The organism is Paraliobacillus zengyii (genome assembly GCF_003268595.1).
Lineage (GTDB): Bacteria > Bacillota > Bacilli > Bacillales > Amphibacillaceae > Paraliobacillus_A > Paraliobacillus_A zengyii.
Genome location: NZ_CP029797.1, coordinates 1539663 through 1554575, shown reverse-complemented (window position 1 = coordinate 1554575; position 14913 = coordinate 1539663). Strand labels below are relative to the sequence as shown.

Sequence of the window (14913 nt, the reverse complement as noted above, 5' to 3'; positions counted from 1 at the left end):
ATCCAACATAGATAGAATAAAAGCATGAAAATTGCTAGATGTTTTGTTTACTTTACATGAATTATGGTATGATCAATTTGCATACTGTCTTTTTGGTTTTGGTGAAGGACTTGCTTGTTTATTATCTAAACTTTCTTCAAGCTTTTTCATGGCTATTTTGTCATTTAATAGGTCTTGCTTATTCTGATTAACAAGCTCTTCAAAGTTAACTTTTCTTGTACGCAAGATCATCACTCCTTATATTGATATTTTGTTTGTTTTTAAATTAATGAACCGCTTACATATCATTATAACTGATTGAAAATATTTTTCAATTCAAATAAGTCTAAATTATGCGACAATTTTCAAGGAGGAACAACCGTGGATCATTTATTAAACAAAAATGTCTTAGATATTGAGATTTCAGGTATTCGAAAATTCTTTAATATGGTCGGTGATAAAGAAGATATCCTTTCTTTAACAATTGGTCAACCCGATTTCACAACACCTGAGCACATTAAAACAGCAGCAATTGAAGCAATTAATGATAATCAAACGACCTATACACATAATGCTGGTATCCTCCCTCTCAGACAAGCAATTGCAAATCATGTTAAACAGCATGATCAGTTATTATATAATCCAATGACTGAAATTATCGTTACTGTGGGAGCATCTCAAGCAATTGATATTACATTACGAACGATTCTTCAACCAGGCGACGAGGTCTTATTACCTGCTCCCGTTTATCCAGGTTATGAACCACTTATTCGATTAGCAGGTGCTAAAGTTGTACATATGGACACACGTGAGGATAATTTTAAATTAACTGCTGCAAATTTAGCAGCGCACATAACAGACAAGACTAAATGTGTGATTCTTCCCTACCCTTCTAATCCAACAGGCGTGACATTGACGCAAGAGGAGTTAACGGCTATTGCTAATGTCTTAGAAAAAAAAGATATCTTTGTCATTGCGGATGAAATATATAGTTCACTAACATATGAAGAAGCACACTTTTCGATTGCGCGACTGAACCAAGTTAAGAATAAAACAATTGTTATTAACGGCTTATCAAAGTCACATGCCATGACAGGTTGGCGTATTGGTTATTTACTTGCACCAGAATGGATTGCAAAGCACATCCTTAAGGTTCATCAATATAATGTTTCTTGCGCTACTTCTATTAGCCAACATGCAGCATTAGAAGCATTTAAAAATGGCCAACAAGATCCAAAAAAAATGAAAGAGGCATATTTGAATAGAAGAAACTATGTCTATGAAAGGTTTTTATCTATGGGAATTGACGTGATAAAACCTGACGGCGCATTTTATTTCTTTCCAAGAATCAATACAAAAATGACATCATTTGATTTCGCTTTAAAAATGGTTGATGAAGTTGGTTTAGCGCTTGTTCCAGGTGATGCATTTAGCCAATATGGTGAGGGGTATTTACGTCTTTCCTACGCTTATAGTATGGAAACACTCGAAAAAGGATTAGACCGTTTTGAAACGTTCTTATCCCGAAACAACCGTTCATAATTGTTCAACAAAGAAAGAAGGCAAAGCAGGAAGAAATGAACAACTTCTTCTGCTTTGCCTTCTTTTAAATAACTTTCTCTTTTGATTCTTCATATTGGTTCAATAGCCTGTCTAGTTCACGACTTAACAGAAGTGATTCCTCACTAGTAAAGCCCTCTAGTATGGCAATCTCGATCATTCTTTTACGAAGCATTTCTATCTGAGTGAGTAAATAATATGACTGATCCTTATCCATGCGAAGCTACCCCCCATACCCAACTATGTCTTTGAATAGTTTAACATATTAGAATTAGATTAACATTAATGGCGCCATTTAAAATCTCTTTTAGCAAAATAAAATGTACAAGTTAACCAAACGTACATTCTATTACTAATTATGGTACACTATTATTGCTATTATTCATAGTTTTATGAATTAGGGATAATTCAAAAGGTTTTATTACTTCTTAGAGAAAGGACGTCCCTCATGCACTATAGCGCTAAAATAAATTGGAAAAACTTTATAAAATTTATTTTCATAACTGTTATTCTTGCCATTTTTTTAAGTTCCTTTATTTTTTCTACTTCTATCATTGAAGGAGATAGCATGCATCCGACTTTGGAAAATGGCGAACAGATTATATATAACAAAGCAGCTTATTTATTTACTGAACCTGAGCGCGGTGATGTTGTTATAATTGATTATCCCTTGCAAGATTATATCAAGCGAATCATTGGTCTACCAAATGAAACCATCGAAATACGAGACGAAAAGTTATATATTAATGATGTACTTTATCAACAAACTTTTTTAACAGATGCAAAAAGCTTTACAACTGAAGATTTTGGTCCTGTTACTATTCCAGATGAAAGTTATTTTGTTATGGGGGATAATCGCCAATTAAGTAAAGATAGTCGTAATGGATTAGGCTTTGTTAAAAGAAATGAAATTATTGGACACTCAACTATTGTTATCAATCCCAATTTTGAATGGAAAATGGTAGAATGATAGAAAAGTAATATAACCACTAGAGGTAGGTGTTAATACATGGCTTATTGTCCATATTGTGGCAGTATAACAAAAACGGATGAGTTATTTTGTATTCAATGTGGTGAAAAACTACCAGCAGACATTGATTCCAGAGAAATACCGTCCAAAAGGTACTTTCGTTTCATTTATATTCCTATAATTGTAGCTTTACTAAGTACTATAGGTTGTACAAGCTACTATTTTTATTTGCAATCTCAAACAAAACAAGCAAACGCAGCATATGAAAAAGCAGAAAACTATTTGTTAGACGAAGATTATCAAGAAGCACTTGTTGAAATAGAAACAGCACTTGATCATAATAGCAACTTTCCTGCAGCACAAGAACTACAGAAATTTACTGAGCTTGCCTTAACATTAAAAGATACAATTGAAAATAAAGAAGAAAACAGCTACCAAGATGCTTTAATTGAGATAAATCAGGGTAAGAAAGAATTAAGTAGTTATAGCGGGGAAGCAGTCATTCAACTAACAGATCAATTAGATACATCACGTAAAGAGATTCAACTGGAAAAAGTAAAAAAGAAACTCGAGGATGAACCAAGTATTCAAACGTTACAAACTACTTTATGGGAAGCAGAAGGCATACAGGATCCTGAAGCAATTGAAATAGCCGCGTCTATTAGAGAACAAATTATCGCCTACTCTTCTACAACAGCGAATCAGCTTTTACAAGAGAATCAATTTACCGAAGCTCGTTCTATTGTTGCAAGCGGCTTACAGTACGCACCTGATTCTGAAAAATTATCAAGCTTAAAAACAACAATCGAAAAAGAAAAGACAGCATTTGAAACTGCGCAAGAAAAAAGAATCGAACAAGCACTCACTGCTGTTGAAGCAGAACGTGATCTAAACAATAATGATGCTGTGGAACTAACGAATGCTGAATTAGGCGAAGATGATCAAGGTAACATTATTATCTTTGGTGAAATCAAGAGTGTTGCAACAATACCTATTAACAGTATTGCTATAACATATAACATTATAGATAAAGAAGATAATATAATGGAAACAAATGAAATCTATGTTTATCCTGAAACATTGTATCCAGATGAAGTCGGAAAATTTGATCACACACATTACGATTTAATGGATAAAGATAATGCATTTGATGTAAAAATTGAAACCATAAAGTGGTTCATTGATTAATTACTTGAGGGGTAGCGAGATGAAAAAAAACACACTTTCCATTACCATAATACTTAGCGTTATCATTGTCATTTCAAGTGCTATTATCTGTTTCAACCTTTATACTAATTGGTCATCAAAAACTGTTGAACAGGATAGTAACGTTGCAAGTTTAACTAACACGACCGATCAAAAAGATTTACAATCCATTATTCATGAAGCACAAAAAAACGTCGTTCAAATTAGTGTTGAAACAGCATCAAGTGAAAAAACAGGCTCTGGTTTTTTATATAATTCAAACGGAGACATTATTACGAATGCACATGTTATTGAGGATGCCGAATCTATTACAGTAACCATGTCAAATGCTGAAACTTATAAAGCAGCTATTGTTAAGATGGGAGATAAAAAAGATATTGCTGTTATTAGAGTGCCTCAATTAATTAATCAGACACCTGTTGATATCGCATCTTCAGAAAAATTAGGTATTGGAGATGAAATTATTGCTGTAGGAAGCCCGTTAGGTTTTCAAAACTCTGTTTCAATTGGGATTATCTCTGGTATAGATCGCTCCTTTGAAATTGATACGTTTTCCTATGATAATGTTTATCAAATTTCAGCCAATATTACTCATGGAAATAGTGGTGGACCATTAATTAATCGATCAACTGGTGAAGTAGTTGGGATAAACTCTGCTGGTATCGATGAAAGTGAAATTGCATTTAGTATACCTATAGGAAATGTTATTGAGGATGTTACAGAGTGGTCTCGTTCTGTCAGTGATGAAGAATTAATTTATCCAGTAGCTTCTTATAATATCAATAGTGATCCGACACAAATGCAAGAAGATGCAGATTATCTAATTAGCTATTTTTTTGAAAGCATTAAAATTCATGATTATATAAACGCCTACACATTATTAGGTAGTAGCCTGCAAACCGAAACAGGCTATACCGACTTCAGAAAGTCTTATATTTACCACATTTCATTAGAAGTAAGTGAAAGCAAAACAACCTATCTTGAGGATGATAACCAAGTTGAAATCATTACAGATGTTGAAGTGGTTCACGTTGATTCTGAAAACGAACCAGAAACAAGGACGTATACATTTACTGTGGGATATGAAAATGATCAATTAAAGATAATTGAACTAAATAAAGAAGAAGTATCTGATTAGGTACAAAAGAATGTCGTTTGAAGGAGCGCGATGAAGTTGATTAAACATTACATTGGTTGGATACTACTAATTTTTATTTTTCTTGCTGGTTGTTCCGATAGCTCACCCGCTATTGTACAAAAAGATATGGATGGGAATGAAGAAGAAAGTCCAACATTAGTTGAACAAGATGAAGATGAAAATGAAACAGAAGAACATACAATGATTGAGTTCAATATTGAAAATGAGCAAATCATGATTGAATTAAGTCAAGTACCTATTCTAGATAATTATCTTGCTCAAATTCAAGATCGACAACAAGCTCTTGAGAATATGAAATTGAAAAAAATAGACATTTCAACCAAGGACTCTTTGTATTTACTTTCATTTTCTCTGCATGATAACATTGGTTCTTATTTACTATTAGATAAATCAGGTCAAGGTAGTTCTCTTCTATTAGCTGATTTAGCAACTGTTTCTGATATTATCCCATCACCTGATGCATCCAAACTGTTATTTGTATTCGATCGTCAAAATGCTGAAAATGATTGGCAAACAAGTAAGTTGATCATTATTGATGTAGAGACCTTTACACCACTTGGTATGACAAATGATAGAGATCTTCTATTCTCTTCTTTTAAGTGGCCTTTAGAAAACATCACGTGGCAAGATAATGAAACTATTGTAGCGGATATACCAGCCGTCGAAGAACCAACTATCGAAGAACTCAATGCGTGGATAGAATCCGATAAAACGACAGACCAGATTATTTTAAATATTATTGTGGAATAAGAAAGGATGTAGACTAAAGTGAATGAAACACTCGAGACATTATTAAATCACCGTTCGATTAGAAGTTTTAAAGATAAAACCTTGACACAAGAAGAATTGGATATCATTTTAGAAGCTGCGAGTTATGCCTCAACATCGAGTTATTTAATGGCTTATTCTATTATAGGCGTGACTGATCAGGATAAAAAGGCACAGTTAGCAAGTATATCAAATCAGCCTTACATCGAAAAAAATGGTCACTTTCTACTATTCTGTGCTGATTTTCATCGCCATATTAGAAACACATCAGCAGAAGAATACGAAAATATGCGCGTTAATTTAGAAAATACCGAACATTTCTTAGTAGCAACGATTGACGCAACATTAGCGGCTCAAAATGCCGCAATTGCAGCAGAATCAATGGGATTAGGTATTTGTTACATTGGAAGTATTCGTAATGATATTGACAAGGTAGACGCGTTATTTCAACTTCCTGAACATGTAGTTCCTTTATTCGGTATGGCAATTGGTTATCCAGATGCACAACCAGATCAAAAACCAAGGTTAGCTAAACCTGCATTTTATTTTGAAAACCAATATATTTCAACTAATGATGAAGCAAATTATTTACAGAAATTTGATGAGAAAATTTCTGATTATTATCAGAATCGGACCACCAATCAACGAAATGATAGCTGGACAGACCAAATGAAACATGCACTTTCTACACCAAAACGAGCTAGAATTTCAACCTATGTTAAGGAAAAGGGATTCAATAAAAGATAGTTTTTCCAATAAAAAAAAGCCTGAGCAGGCTTTTTTTTATTGGAATTCAATATCTTTTTCAATTTTAATATTTATTTGCTCTTCCTTGTAATAAAATTGACAATTCATATATACCTTATGTGTTCCTTCCTCAAGCGATTCCTCTATAATAGCGCTCTTATGTGGTCGATATATATCCCCTGGTTCTAATATTTTGCTAACAGGACTTCCTGTAAAATCACTCGTATCCGTATTAATCGAAATAGATGTTAGCGGAGTTCGATGTTCAATCGTAACTTGCTCTGCGCCAACATATTCTAATGAATGTAAAATCCGAAATCCTTCATCACTATTCTCTATTCGCATATGTAAAATAAAGTCATTTTCTTTTTGATCAATTGAGACTGTTTCTGCTAATGTCGTTGTCTTTGTACTATCCAGCCAAATAACCGTCGTAGACCCAAAAGCCAATAAAATTATAGCCATAATAACTAGACGCTTTATCATCAAACTCCCTCCTCTCAAAATTTTTCTATATATATTATGACGAAATTCAACAATAAAAGGTTTCAAAATCATGGAAATTATTCTGAATTATTTATTATATCACTTATTTCAGCTATTTACATATCAATATATTTTTTTATCGTATAACTAAATTATTTTTATACAAACTAAACCCACAGAGTTACTTAACAAATTTTATAATACGCGAATAAAGGTGATCATATGTCAAAAATAAAAGTTATTTGGATTATTGTGTCTTTTAGTCTCTTCCCTTTTTTAAGTGGATGTAATCAAGAAGATGCAAATCCACCGTTAATTAATAATCAAACAGATACGAATATGCAACAAGTTAAGCATGAAGGAGGCTTAGTAGATCAATCTGATACGCATGTGATAAATGACAAGATCTTAGCTGCATTTGATTCTGTTGAAGATGTAGTAAGTCTAAAAAACCATGAAGATATCTTAATAGCTATTAAAGCTACTACTTTCCAACAATTTAACGAACAAGAGATTGAGCAAGAAATAAGAAAAGAAATTGAAAAAGTAAAGCCGAATTTCACGATACTCGTTTCATCTGACCAAAAAATTTTTATGGAAATAAACCAACTACTAACAGATTTACGAAATGGTCAACTTTCAATTGAAGAATTTGATAAACGATTTAATAAAATTAAAAAGCTGAAAAATGATACTGCTTAGAGAGGAACTTTTTAATGTCAACAACAAAACTAACAACAAATCAAAAAAAATATCAAAAGTTAGCAGATGAGAAAGAAATAAAACGTCCACTTCTTAAAAATTGCTTAATTTCTTTTTTTATTGGGGGCTTTATCTGTACGATAGGACAAGCAATTTCATTTTTTTATATGTATTATTTTAATTTTACAGAACAAACGGTTGGAAACCCTACTGTAGCTACGTTAATCTTCATTACTATGTTATTGACAGGATTAGGTGTTTACGACCATATTGCTCAATATGCAGGGGCTGGTACAGCAGTTCCAGTCACTGGTTTTGGTAATGCTGTCATTTCTGCTGCTATTGAACATCGTACCGAGGGATTCGTATTGGGTGTTGGTGCCAATATGTTCAAACTCGCAGGTCCAGTTATCGTTTTTGGTGTTTTCTCTGCTTTTGTTATTGCAATCATTAAAACACTCCTTATTCAATGGGGGCTTATCTAATGCTTAACGGAAAGCAAACATGGATTTTTGATCAGGCTCCTGTGATTGTTTCTACTGGAACTGTTGGTGGACCTTTTGAAGCAAAAGGAAAAATGGCAACTGATTTTGACCTATTACACTCAGATTTATGGTTAGAGAAGAAGTCTTTCGAACAAGCACATCAATTACTTATGGAAGAAGCCTGTCAACAAGCAATTAAAAAATCAAACATTACAAAAGAAGATGTACAATTTCTGTTAGGTGGCGACTTGATCAATCAAATGACTCCTACAAATTTCGCTGCTAACACCCTGCAAATTCCTTTTCTTGGACTTTTTAATGCTTGTGCGACATCAATGGAAGCATTGGCTTTGGGTGCATACTTAGTAAATTCAAATGGAGCCAACTATGTATTGGCAGGTGCTGGTAGTCATAATGCTGCTGTTGAAAAACAATTCAGGTATCCTACAGAATATGGTGGACAAAAACCACCGACAGCTCAATGGACTGTAACAGGCGCGGGTGTTGCCTTGCTTAGTAGATCAGGTGAAGGGCCGCGCGTTACAAGTGCTACAATTGGTAAAGTTTTTGATATGGGGTTATCTGATCCATTTAATATGGGTGGAGCTATGGCACCGGCTGCCGTTGATACCCTTGTTACCCATTTAAAAGAACGTGGTATTGACCCAACATACTATGACATGATTGTAACAGGCGATCTAGCAGAAATCGGCAGAGAAATCGCGATTGATCTCGCTAAAGAAAAAGGTGTTACATTAGACGAAAAAACGTTTAATGATTGCGGCTTGTTAATTTACAAGGATGATCAGAAAGTTTTTGCTGGTGGAAGCGGTGCAGGTTGTTCTGCTGTAGTTACATTTGGACATCTTATTAACCAATTAAAAACTAAAAAAATAAACAAATTATTAGTTGTTGCGACCGGCGCATTACTCTCCCCTCTTTCCGTACAACAAAAACAATCGATACCTTGCATCGCACATGCCGTATCAATTGAGAATGGAGGTGCTTAAAAATAGTTTTTTTATGGTCGTTTTTAGTAGGAGGTATCATTTGTGTCATTGGTCAGATTATGTTTGATGTTTTTAAGCTAACACCTGGACATACATTAACTACCTTAGTGGTAGCAGGAGCTGTTTTAAATGGTTTTGGATTGTATGAACCATTAATTGATTTTGCGGGGGCAGGTGCATCTGTACCAATCACTAGCTTTGGTAACTCCTTAGTTCATGGCGCAATGGATGGAGCTGAAAAACATGGATTAATTGGTGTCGTTACTGGTATGTTTGAAATAACTAGTTCAGGTATTTCCGCTGCGATTATATTCGGCGTGATTGGCGCAATCTGCTTTAAACCGAAAGGATAATAAAACACAAGCTCTTGTGTTTGACCCAAAAAAGCATTTTTCTCTCTAGCTTTTTGGGCCAAAACACGATGAACTTGTGCTTTCTTTTTTAATTACCGATTTGTAAACCAACTTTACCAAATTGTTTTCCTTTTCTTAGATAGGTAAATGCATCTTCTGCATCATCAAGATCATAAACACGATCAACTACGGGACGAATAAGATTTTCTTCCATAAATACTAGCATATCATGCAACTCTTCTCTACTACCCATTGTTGATCCAAACAACTGATATTGTCCATAAAAGAATTTTCGAATATCGATGGTTACTTGGTCCTCTGTTGTAGCACCAAAGGTTACCATTCTGCCCCCTTTTTTCAATACACCTAATGAACGGTTGAACGTAGCTTCTCCAACACTTTCTATCACTAAATCGATCGTTTCCCCTTCTAAAGCATTCTTCCAATCTTCATTCGTATCTATTACAACATCAGCACCTAATGCTCGTGCTTTTTCTCTTTTTTCTTGTGAACGTGAAGAGACAATGACTCTTGCTCCTACGGCTTTTGCAAACTGAATATTATAAGTTGCTACACCACTGCCAGCTCCAGGAAAGAAGATCGTGTCGCTTGCCTTCAATTTTCCTTTAGTAAATAATGCTCGAAAACCTGTTAAGGCGGGTAATACCAATACACCAGCTTCTTCCCACGTTAAATAGCTCGGCTTTTTTTCTACGTATGTTGCATCTACTACATATTTCTCCGCAAATGTACCATGATTAGGCATTCCAACAATTCCAAAACCTTCTGGAGGTGCGTCACTATTCGTTATCCAGCCAATTCCCGGATTAATAACGACTTCGTCACCAACCGAAAATTTTGTCACGCCTTGCCCGACAGCCTCAATTATACCTGCACCGTCAGAACCTAAAATAAGTGGCTCTTTGTTTGTCCCTCTTCTGTTGGGTATTTGTAAATCCCGATGATTTAATCCTGCTACTTTTAATTTAACCTTCACTTGTCCTTGCGTTGGTTCCGGTTCATCAATGGTACCAACCAAAAGTTTATCTTCTTGATGTATATAAGCCTTCATTATATCCCCTCCACTTAATTCTTATGACTCTTCTCCAATGCTATTAAACCTCGCAGTAGAGAGAAACTGTGACATAGATTCCTTACTCGCTCCACAATTGAAATGGGATCGCTTTCCGTGGGCACGGCTTCAGCTAACTCGGATAAGCAAAAACCGCTTTCCGAGTGGATCTTCAGCCCGTGCTGTTCCCACTGGAGTCTCACCCATTTCAATTGCTCCGCTAGTTTTGTCTTTAAATATTTTATGAACTACAAATAAACACATTAATCATTAGTCTCTTGAAAATGTTTCGATTGATTCTGTCTTACGCTTAAAAATAGTTCCACTAACTAGCGAAGGAAGCAAATGCTTGACACTCCTACGGGAACAGCGCGAGCCGAAGATCCACTTAGTAAAGCGTTCTTTGCTTTACTAAGTTAGCTGAGGCCGTGCCCCATAGCCGTCAAGCTAAGGATAAACTATAGAAAAAACAAACATTACGCAACTAACTTCTAACATAAAGTTGAATTATTTTCCAATTAGATGTATGTGTAATAATAAGCCACTTTACTATTTTAAAAAAATGTATACCGTAAGCCTATACTGCTTGGAAGGTTTGTTCATACGTAAGATATAGAATGTCAAAAGGACTCTTATGTTGATAACGATGATCTTTCCTTCCATGCCTGTAGACATTTTGATAGATGTTCTTTATCAATGTAATAAAGGAAGTGCTATGATACAACGCTTGGCCTTGATCCTCTTCAATGGCGCTTTTCACATGGTCGATACATTTGAACTCACTGCCTTCGATCTGATGCTTCTGATAGAGGTAATAACGACATTGAAAAGCAATCATAGATGATAGAAGAATATGAATTAGCGTACCATATAAATGGCACGCAAACCGTTCAGGATTCATTGCGCGCACCTTGTCGATATGAAATAATGATTTCCATGTTTTAAATAGAATTTCCACTTGCCAACGTAAGGAATAGATTGGGTATAACCCTTGCATATCTACTTGATCCGATGTTATATTGGTGGCAAGGATTTGGATTTGATTTTTTTTGGTGGCGGATTGGGTGTGACCCCCTTTCCGTCTTCTCTTTTGTAAATACCCCTCTCTTTTCATTTTCTGTTCCTCGGTTAATTGTTGCACGACAAGACGCGTTTGAAGTGTGTTTTTTCCTTTTTTTCCGATTTGAATGTGTCCATAATCTATCGCCTCTCCAGGTTCCAATTTTTTTGCATCTTCTTCTGGTTTGATTTCCATCATCTTCCCTTTTTCATCCCATGTCCAAAACGTCATATTGGCAGGAACACGTGAGATATAAAAGCCACCTGCACGCTCTATTTTCTTCAAATGTTCGCCAGAAAAGTAACCCAAATCGCGCAAGATAAGATCTCCTGATTCAATTGTATCTGCCAATTCACGTGCTGCGTATTGGTCGCTTTTTGTTTGGTCATAAAGGAATGTATGCAGAAATTTCCCTTCAAATAGTTCATATTCTAATTGGATTTTGGCACCATCCGGGTGATCTGGATCATTTTTAGGTACACCAAAAGAAGTGGCATCTAAAATACGGATACGAGAAAATAAATGATCTATATATAATGGACGCGTAAAAAGAGCTTGTTGTTCAGCTAGTTGATAAAAAATCCCCTTGAGAAAGGCTACACTTTTCTCATTGAAACGTTGATGTAAGGCTTGTTTAGATATATCTGCGCCAGATAAGCGCGTGATCGTTGCACATAACTTACTCAATCGTTCAGAGCCAACCGTTTGTTGCATAAAAGCACAAATACTTAGAAAATCCTCTGGCTTTAATTTGTTTTGGCGTTGAACAAAGCCAATTTCACGCGCCCATTGACGCACCTCAGAGACTGATAACACCTGATGAATGCCTTGAATAAATGGCTCCATTTCTTTCTTGAAACGCATCGAAACTCCCTCCAAATAAATTTTCCTTATCCGTTAGGGTATCGTATTTTTCTAGTTCTTTAAACCGTAGTGCTTAGCTTGACGGCTATGGGCCGTGCCCGTGGAAAGGGAAAGCATTTGCTGACGTAGCGAGTAAGACCAAAACGTTATGTCGCAGTTGATGATAATTGTGACGTAAGGATTGTTACGTTACAGTTTATTGCAGTTGTAAGCTATATAAGAGTTATGGTTCTTTTATTGTTGTCGTGTTCGTCAAGATAGCAAAAAGACTTCAATCTTCTTTTTTATCATTCGGATTCTTTGATAAGTTCTTTCAGAGATGGCATACTAAACAATATTAGTAGAAAGGAGTGGTCTGATGACACAAGTAATCTCTCATCCCTATTTCATGACAGAACGTAAAATTGTCAACAATCAACAATTTACACAAGAAACAACACATAAAGTTAACCTACACCACACCTTTATTGAAAGTACTGAAAATTATATTGCGTTAGAAAGTGTATTAGACATCTCTTATCGAGCATTGTCCACACACTTCTATTTTCTTTATTTACATACAGATAAGGGAGTGTTAGCTTTTCAATCAAAAACAAATCCTGCCCCATTTGTTGCTGTCTTTCACGATATAAAAGCCTCGAGTTACTCTTGAGTTAGTTGTAAAAACTCTTCTACATCTTGCTTACAAAGATTAATACCTTCTTCCCAAAATGTTGGATCTTTTAAATCAACTTGTAAATGTTTCATCGCTAAATCTTCTACACGCATTCTTCCCGTATCATATAATAATTCATTGTAAAACGTTTCAAATGTAGCAGTATCTTCTAATGCTCGTGCATATATACCCATGCTGAAAAGATAACCGAATGTATATGGGAAGTTATAGAATGGCACATCTGTAATATGAAAATGTAATTTTGAAGCCCAGAATGTTGGATCATACACATCCAATTGATTTCCATAGGCTTCTTTTTGGGCTGCTTCCATCAATTCATTTAAACGTTCTGTCGATACAAAACCTTGCTTCCTTTCATCATAAAAGCTTGTTTCAAATAAGAAACGAGCATGAATATTCATAAAGAACGCTACACTTCGTTGAATTTTATCTTCTAATAAGCCTATTTTTTCTTCTTTATTTTTTGCATTTTTTACAGCAGCATCTGCTACAATCATTTCTGCAAATGTAGAAGCAGTTTCCGCCACATTCATCGCATAACTTTGATTTAGAACATCTAAATCATCCATTATATGTTGATGGTAGCCATGTCCTAATTCATGTGCAAGCGTAGCAACATTCGTGGCATTACCGGCATATGTCATAAAGATCCGAGTCTCTTTGCTATCTGGGAAACTAGTACAAAATCCTCCAGGTCTCTTTCCAGAACGATCTTCCGCTTCAATCCAACTCTGATCAAAGGCCATTTGTGCAAATTGAGCCATCTTTGGACTAAATTTAGAAAACTGTTCAACAATAGTCTCGGCAGCTTCATCAAAACTAACCTTTTTTGAATTTTTTGTAATCGGAGCTTCCAGGTCATACCAATTTAATTTCTCCACACCTAATAGTTCTGCTTTTCGTTGTAAATAGGTGAAAAATACCGATTTATTTTCACTTATTGCTTGCCACATTGTATGTAATGTTTTCTGACTCATTCGGTTATAACTTAATGGTTCTTTTAATACATCTGTCCAACCACGATGCGCATACGTTTGTAATCGAAATCCAGCCATATGGTTTAATGTTTCTGTAAAAAGGTCTGCTTCCTCAGTAAAAGCCGCTTCTAGCTTATCGAATGCCGATTTGCGTACATCGCGGTCACTATCATTTAACTTATTTTCTACCTGTCCTACGGATAATTGTTTCACTTCATTTTTATCTTCCCAATCAATTGTTATCTTACCTACAATTGCATCATACATCTCTTCCCAAGCTTGATAACCATCTACTGCTAAATCTGCAAGTAATGCTTCTTGTTCAGCAGGTAATTTCTCTTTTGTTATTTGTCTACGTTCTTCTAATACAAAGGCAATTGGTTTAATAGATGGACTATCAAGGATAGACACCCATCTTTCTGTTGGAATTTCAGTAAGCATATTATCAACATTCGTCAAAATCTTATCAAACACCGCTTGATAACTATTACTTTTCCCTACAAGTATTTTGGCATATTTATCTTGTGTATTTTCTGCTGTTAAACAACCAATAAACGAAGACATTTCCTCTAATTGCATCGTACATAACCGGATTAGTTCTACTATTCTTTCTAACGTATCTCCATCAATCATTTTGCCTTGAGTTTGCTCAACATCATTCTTCAACATTTCTAAACGCTTCTCTAATTCCTTCATATAATTTGCGAATTCTTCAGAATTACTGCCACCAGTAAACAAGGTGTCTAAATTCCAAACCTGCTTATATTCCTTTTCCATTCCATCACCCCTAAACTCATTATGCTTCTATCTTACTACTTTTTAGTAAAAAAATAAAAAAG

The 14913-nt window shown here is 35.1% G+C and carries 17 protein-coding genes; 11 read left to right on the top strand and 6 right to left on the bottom strand.

Annotation, left to right across the window (positions count from 1 at the left end):
• Positions 1 to 72: 72 nt before the first annotated feature.
• Positions 73 to 225 carry an FbpB family small basic protein gene (locus DM447_RS07900; protein ID WP_369974619.1) on the bottom strand — a complete coding sequence of 51 codons (153 nt, stop codon included), beginning with the start codon at positions 223 to 225 and terminating at the stop codon, positions 73 to 75.
• Positions 226 to 360: 135 nt separating this feature from the next.
• Between DM447_RS07900 and DM447_RS07895 the strand changes: the two genes are divergently transcribed.
• Entirely contained in the window at positions 361 to 1521 is a 1161-nt protein-coding gene (locus tag DM447_RS07895; protein WP_112180698.1) for an aminotransferase A, read from the top strand.
• A 64-nt stretch (positions 1522 to 1585) separates the two neighbouring features.
• Here the strand turns inward: DM447_RS07895 and DM447_RS07890 are convergent, their stop codons facing one another.
• Positions 1586 to 1756 (bottom strand): aspartyl-phosphate phosphatase Spo0E family protein, encoded by a 171-nt coding sequence (locus DM447_RS07890; RefSeq protein ID WP_112180697.1) that lies wholly within the window; start codon positions 1754 to 1756, stop codon positions 1586 to 1588.
• A gap of 231 nt (positions 1757 to 1987) precedes the next feature.
• On the opposite strand from DM447_RS07890, the gene lepB reads away from it, so the two are divergent.
• Genes lepB through nfsA form a run of 5 tightly spaced genes read left to right on the top strand, consistent with a single transcriptional unit; the run spans position 1988 to position 6389 of the window.
• On the top strand, positions 1988 to 2509 hold the full coding sequence (gene lepB / locus DM447_RS07885; protein WP_112180696.1) for a signal peptidase I: 522 nt from the start codon (positions 1988 to 1990) through the stop codon (positions 2507 to 2509).
• 39 nt (positions 2510 to 2548) lie between these two features.
• Positions 2549 to 3697, top strand: coding sequence for a zinc ribbon domain-containing protein (locus DM447_RS07880; protein WP_112180695.1), 1149 nt, complete (start codon positions 2549 to 2551; stop codon positions 3695 to 3697).
• Positions 3698 to 3716: 19 nt separating this feature from the next.
• Positions 3717 to 4853, top strand: a complete 1137-nt coding sequence (locus DM447_RS07875; RefSeq protein ID WP_112180694.1) for a S1C family serine protease — start codon at positions 3717 to 3719, stop codon at positions 4851 to 4853.
• A gap of 36 nt (positions 4854 to 4889) precedes the next feature.
• Positions 4890 to 5624 carry a hypothetical protein gene (locus tag DM447_RS07870; protein ID WP_157967298.1) on the top strand — a complete coding sequence of 245 codons (735 nt, stop codon included), beginning with the start codon at positions 4890 to 4892 and terminating at the stop codon, positions 5622 to 5624.
• Positions 5625 to 5642: 18 nt separating this feature from the next.
• Positions 5643 to 6389: an oxygen-insensitive NADPH nitroreductase gene (nfsA, locus tag DM447_RS07865; protein ID WP_112180692.1), complete on the top strand. Its 747-nt coding sequence runs from the start codon at positions 5643 to 5645 to the stop codon at positions 6387 to 6389.
• Between the two features lie 36 nt (positions 6390 to 6425).
• Here nfsA and DM447_RS07860 read toward each other — a convergent pair whose 3' ends face one another.
• Positions 6426 to 6875: a hypothetical protein gene (locus tag DM447_RS07860; RefSeq protein WP_112180691.1), complete on the bottom strand. Its 450-nt coding sequence runs from the start codon at positions 6873 to 6875 to the stop codon at positions 6426 to 6428.
• A gap of 222 nt (positions 6876 to 7097) precedes the next feature.
• On the opposite strand from DM447_RS07860, the gene DM447_RS07855 reads away from it, so the two are divergent.
• Genes DM447_RS07855 through spoVAE form a run of 4 tightly spaced genes read left to right on the top strand, consistent with a single transcriptional unit; the run spans position 7098 to position 9425 of the window.
• Positions 7098 to 7577 (top strand): YhcN/YlaJ family sporulation lipoprotein, encoded by a 480-nt coding sequence (locus DM447_RS07855; protein ID WP_112180690.1) that lies wholly within the window; start codon positions 7098 to 7100, stop codon positions 7575 to 7577.
• A 14-nt stretch (positions 7578 to 7591) separates the two neighbouring features.
• Positions 7592 to 8062 carry a stage V sporulation protein AC gene (gene spoVAC, locus DM447_RS07850; RefSeq protein ID WP_112180689.1) on the top strand — a complete coding sequence of 157 codons (471 nt, stop codon included), beginning with the start codon at positions 7592 to 7594 and terminating at the stop codon, positions 8060 to 8062.
• Positions 8062 to 9072: a stage V sporulation protein AD gene (gene spoVAD / locus DM447_RS07845; protein WP_112180688.1), complete on the top strand. Its 1011-nt coding sequence runs from the start codon at positions 8062 to 8064 to the stop codon at positions 9070 to 9072. Before spoVAC ends, spoVAD begins: the two co-directional genes overlap by 1 nt.
• A 59-nt stretch (positions 9073 to 9131) precedes the next feature.
• Positions 9132 to 9425 carry a stage V sporulation protein AE gene (gene spoVAE, locus DM447_RS07840; protein WP_369974620.1) on the top strand — a complete coding sequence of 98 codons (294 nt, stop codon included), beginning with the start codon at positions 9132 to 9134 and terminating at the stop codon, positions 9423 to 9425.
• 88 nt (positions 9426 to 9513) lie between these two features.
• Here the strand turns inward: spoVAE and DM447_RS07835 are convergent, their stop codons facing one another.
• Entirely contained in the window at positions 9514 to 10497 is a 984-nt protein-coding gene (locus tag DM447_RS07835) for a zinc-binding dehydrogenase (protein ID WP_112180686.1), read from the bottom strand.
• 577 nt (positions 10498 to 11074) lie between these two features.
• The gene (locus tag DM447_RS07830; RefSeq protein ID WP_112180187.1) at positions 11075 to 12421 is read right to left on the bottom strand and encodes an IS4 family transposase; all 1347 of its coding nucleotides are present in this window, start codon (positions 12419 to 12421) and stop codon (positions 11075 to 11077) included.
• Between the two features lie 358 nt (positions 12422 to 12779).
• Here DM447_RS07830 and DM447_RS07825 point away from each other — a divergent pair, with 358 nt between their 5' ends.
• A complete protein-coding gene (locus DM447_RS07825) occupies positions 12780 to 13073 on the top strand; it encodes a hypothetical protein (protein ID WP_112180685.1) in 294 nt (97 codons plus the stop codon).
• Here DM447_RS07825 and DM447_RS07820 read toward each other — a convergent pair.
• Positions 13064 to 14851: a M3 family oligoendopeptidase gene (locus tag DM447_RS07820; RefSeq protein WP_112180684.1), complete on the bottom strand. Its 1788-nt coding sequence runs from the start codon at positions 14849 to 14851 to the stop codon at positions 13064 to 13066. The genes DM447_RS07825 and DM447_RS07820 overlap by 10 nt on opposite strands.
• Positions 14852 to 14913: the final 62 nt, after the last annotated feature.

Bases quoted from the DNA above. Each gene is read 5' to 3' on its own strand.
- DM447_RS07890 (WP_112180697.1), bottom strand. From the start codon at position 1,756: ATGGATAAGGATCAGTCATATTATTTACTCACTCAGATAGAAATGCTT.
- lepB (WP_112180696.1), top strand. From the start codon at position 1,988: ATGCACTATAGCGCTAAAATAAATTGGAAAAACTTTATAAAATTTATT.
- DM447_RS07880 (WP_112180695.1), top strand. From the start codon at position 2,549: ATGGCTTATTGTCCATATTGTGGCAGTATAACAAAAACGGATGAGTTA.
- DM447_RS07875 (WP_112180694.1), top strand. From the start codon at position 3,717: ATGAAAAAAAACACACTTTCCATTACCATAATACTTAGCGTTATCATT.
- DM447_RS07860 (WP_112180691.1), bottom strand. From the start codon at position 6,875: ATGATAAAGCGTCTAGTTATTATGGCTATAATTTTATTGGCTTTTGGG.
- DM447_RS07855 (WP_112180690.1), top strand. From the start codon at position 7,098: ATGTCAAAAATAAAAGTTATTTGGATTATTGTGTCTTTTAGTCTCTTC.
- spoVAC (WP_112180689.1), top strand. From the start codon at position 7,592: ATGTCAACAACAAAACTAACAACAAATCAAAAAAAATATCAAAAGTTA.
- spoVAD (WP_112180688.1), top strand. From the start codon at position 8,062: ATGCTTAACGGAAAGCAAACATGGATTTTTGATCAGGCTCCTGTGATT.
- spoVAE (WP_369974620.1), top strand. From the start codon at position 9,132: ATGTTTGATGTTTTTAAGCTAACACCTGGACATACATTAACTACCTTA.
- DM447_RS07835 (WP_112180686.1), bottom strand. From the start codon at position 10,497: ATGAAGGCTTATATACATCAAGAAGATAAACTTTTGGTTGGTACCATT.
- DM447_RS07830 (WP_112180187.1), bottom strand. From the start codon at position 12,421: ATGCGTTTCAAGAAAGAAATGGAGCCATTTATTCAAGGCATTCATCAG.
- DM447_RS07825 (WP_112180685.1), top strand. From the start codon at position 12,780: ATGACACAAGTAATCTCTCATCCCTATTTCATGACAGAACGTAAAATT.
- DM447_RS07820 (WP_112180684.1), bottom strand. From the start codon at position 14,851: ATGGAAAAGGAATATAAGCAGGTTTGGAATTTAGACACCTTGTTTACT.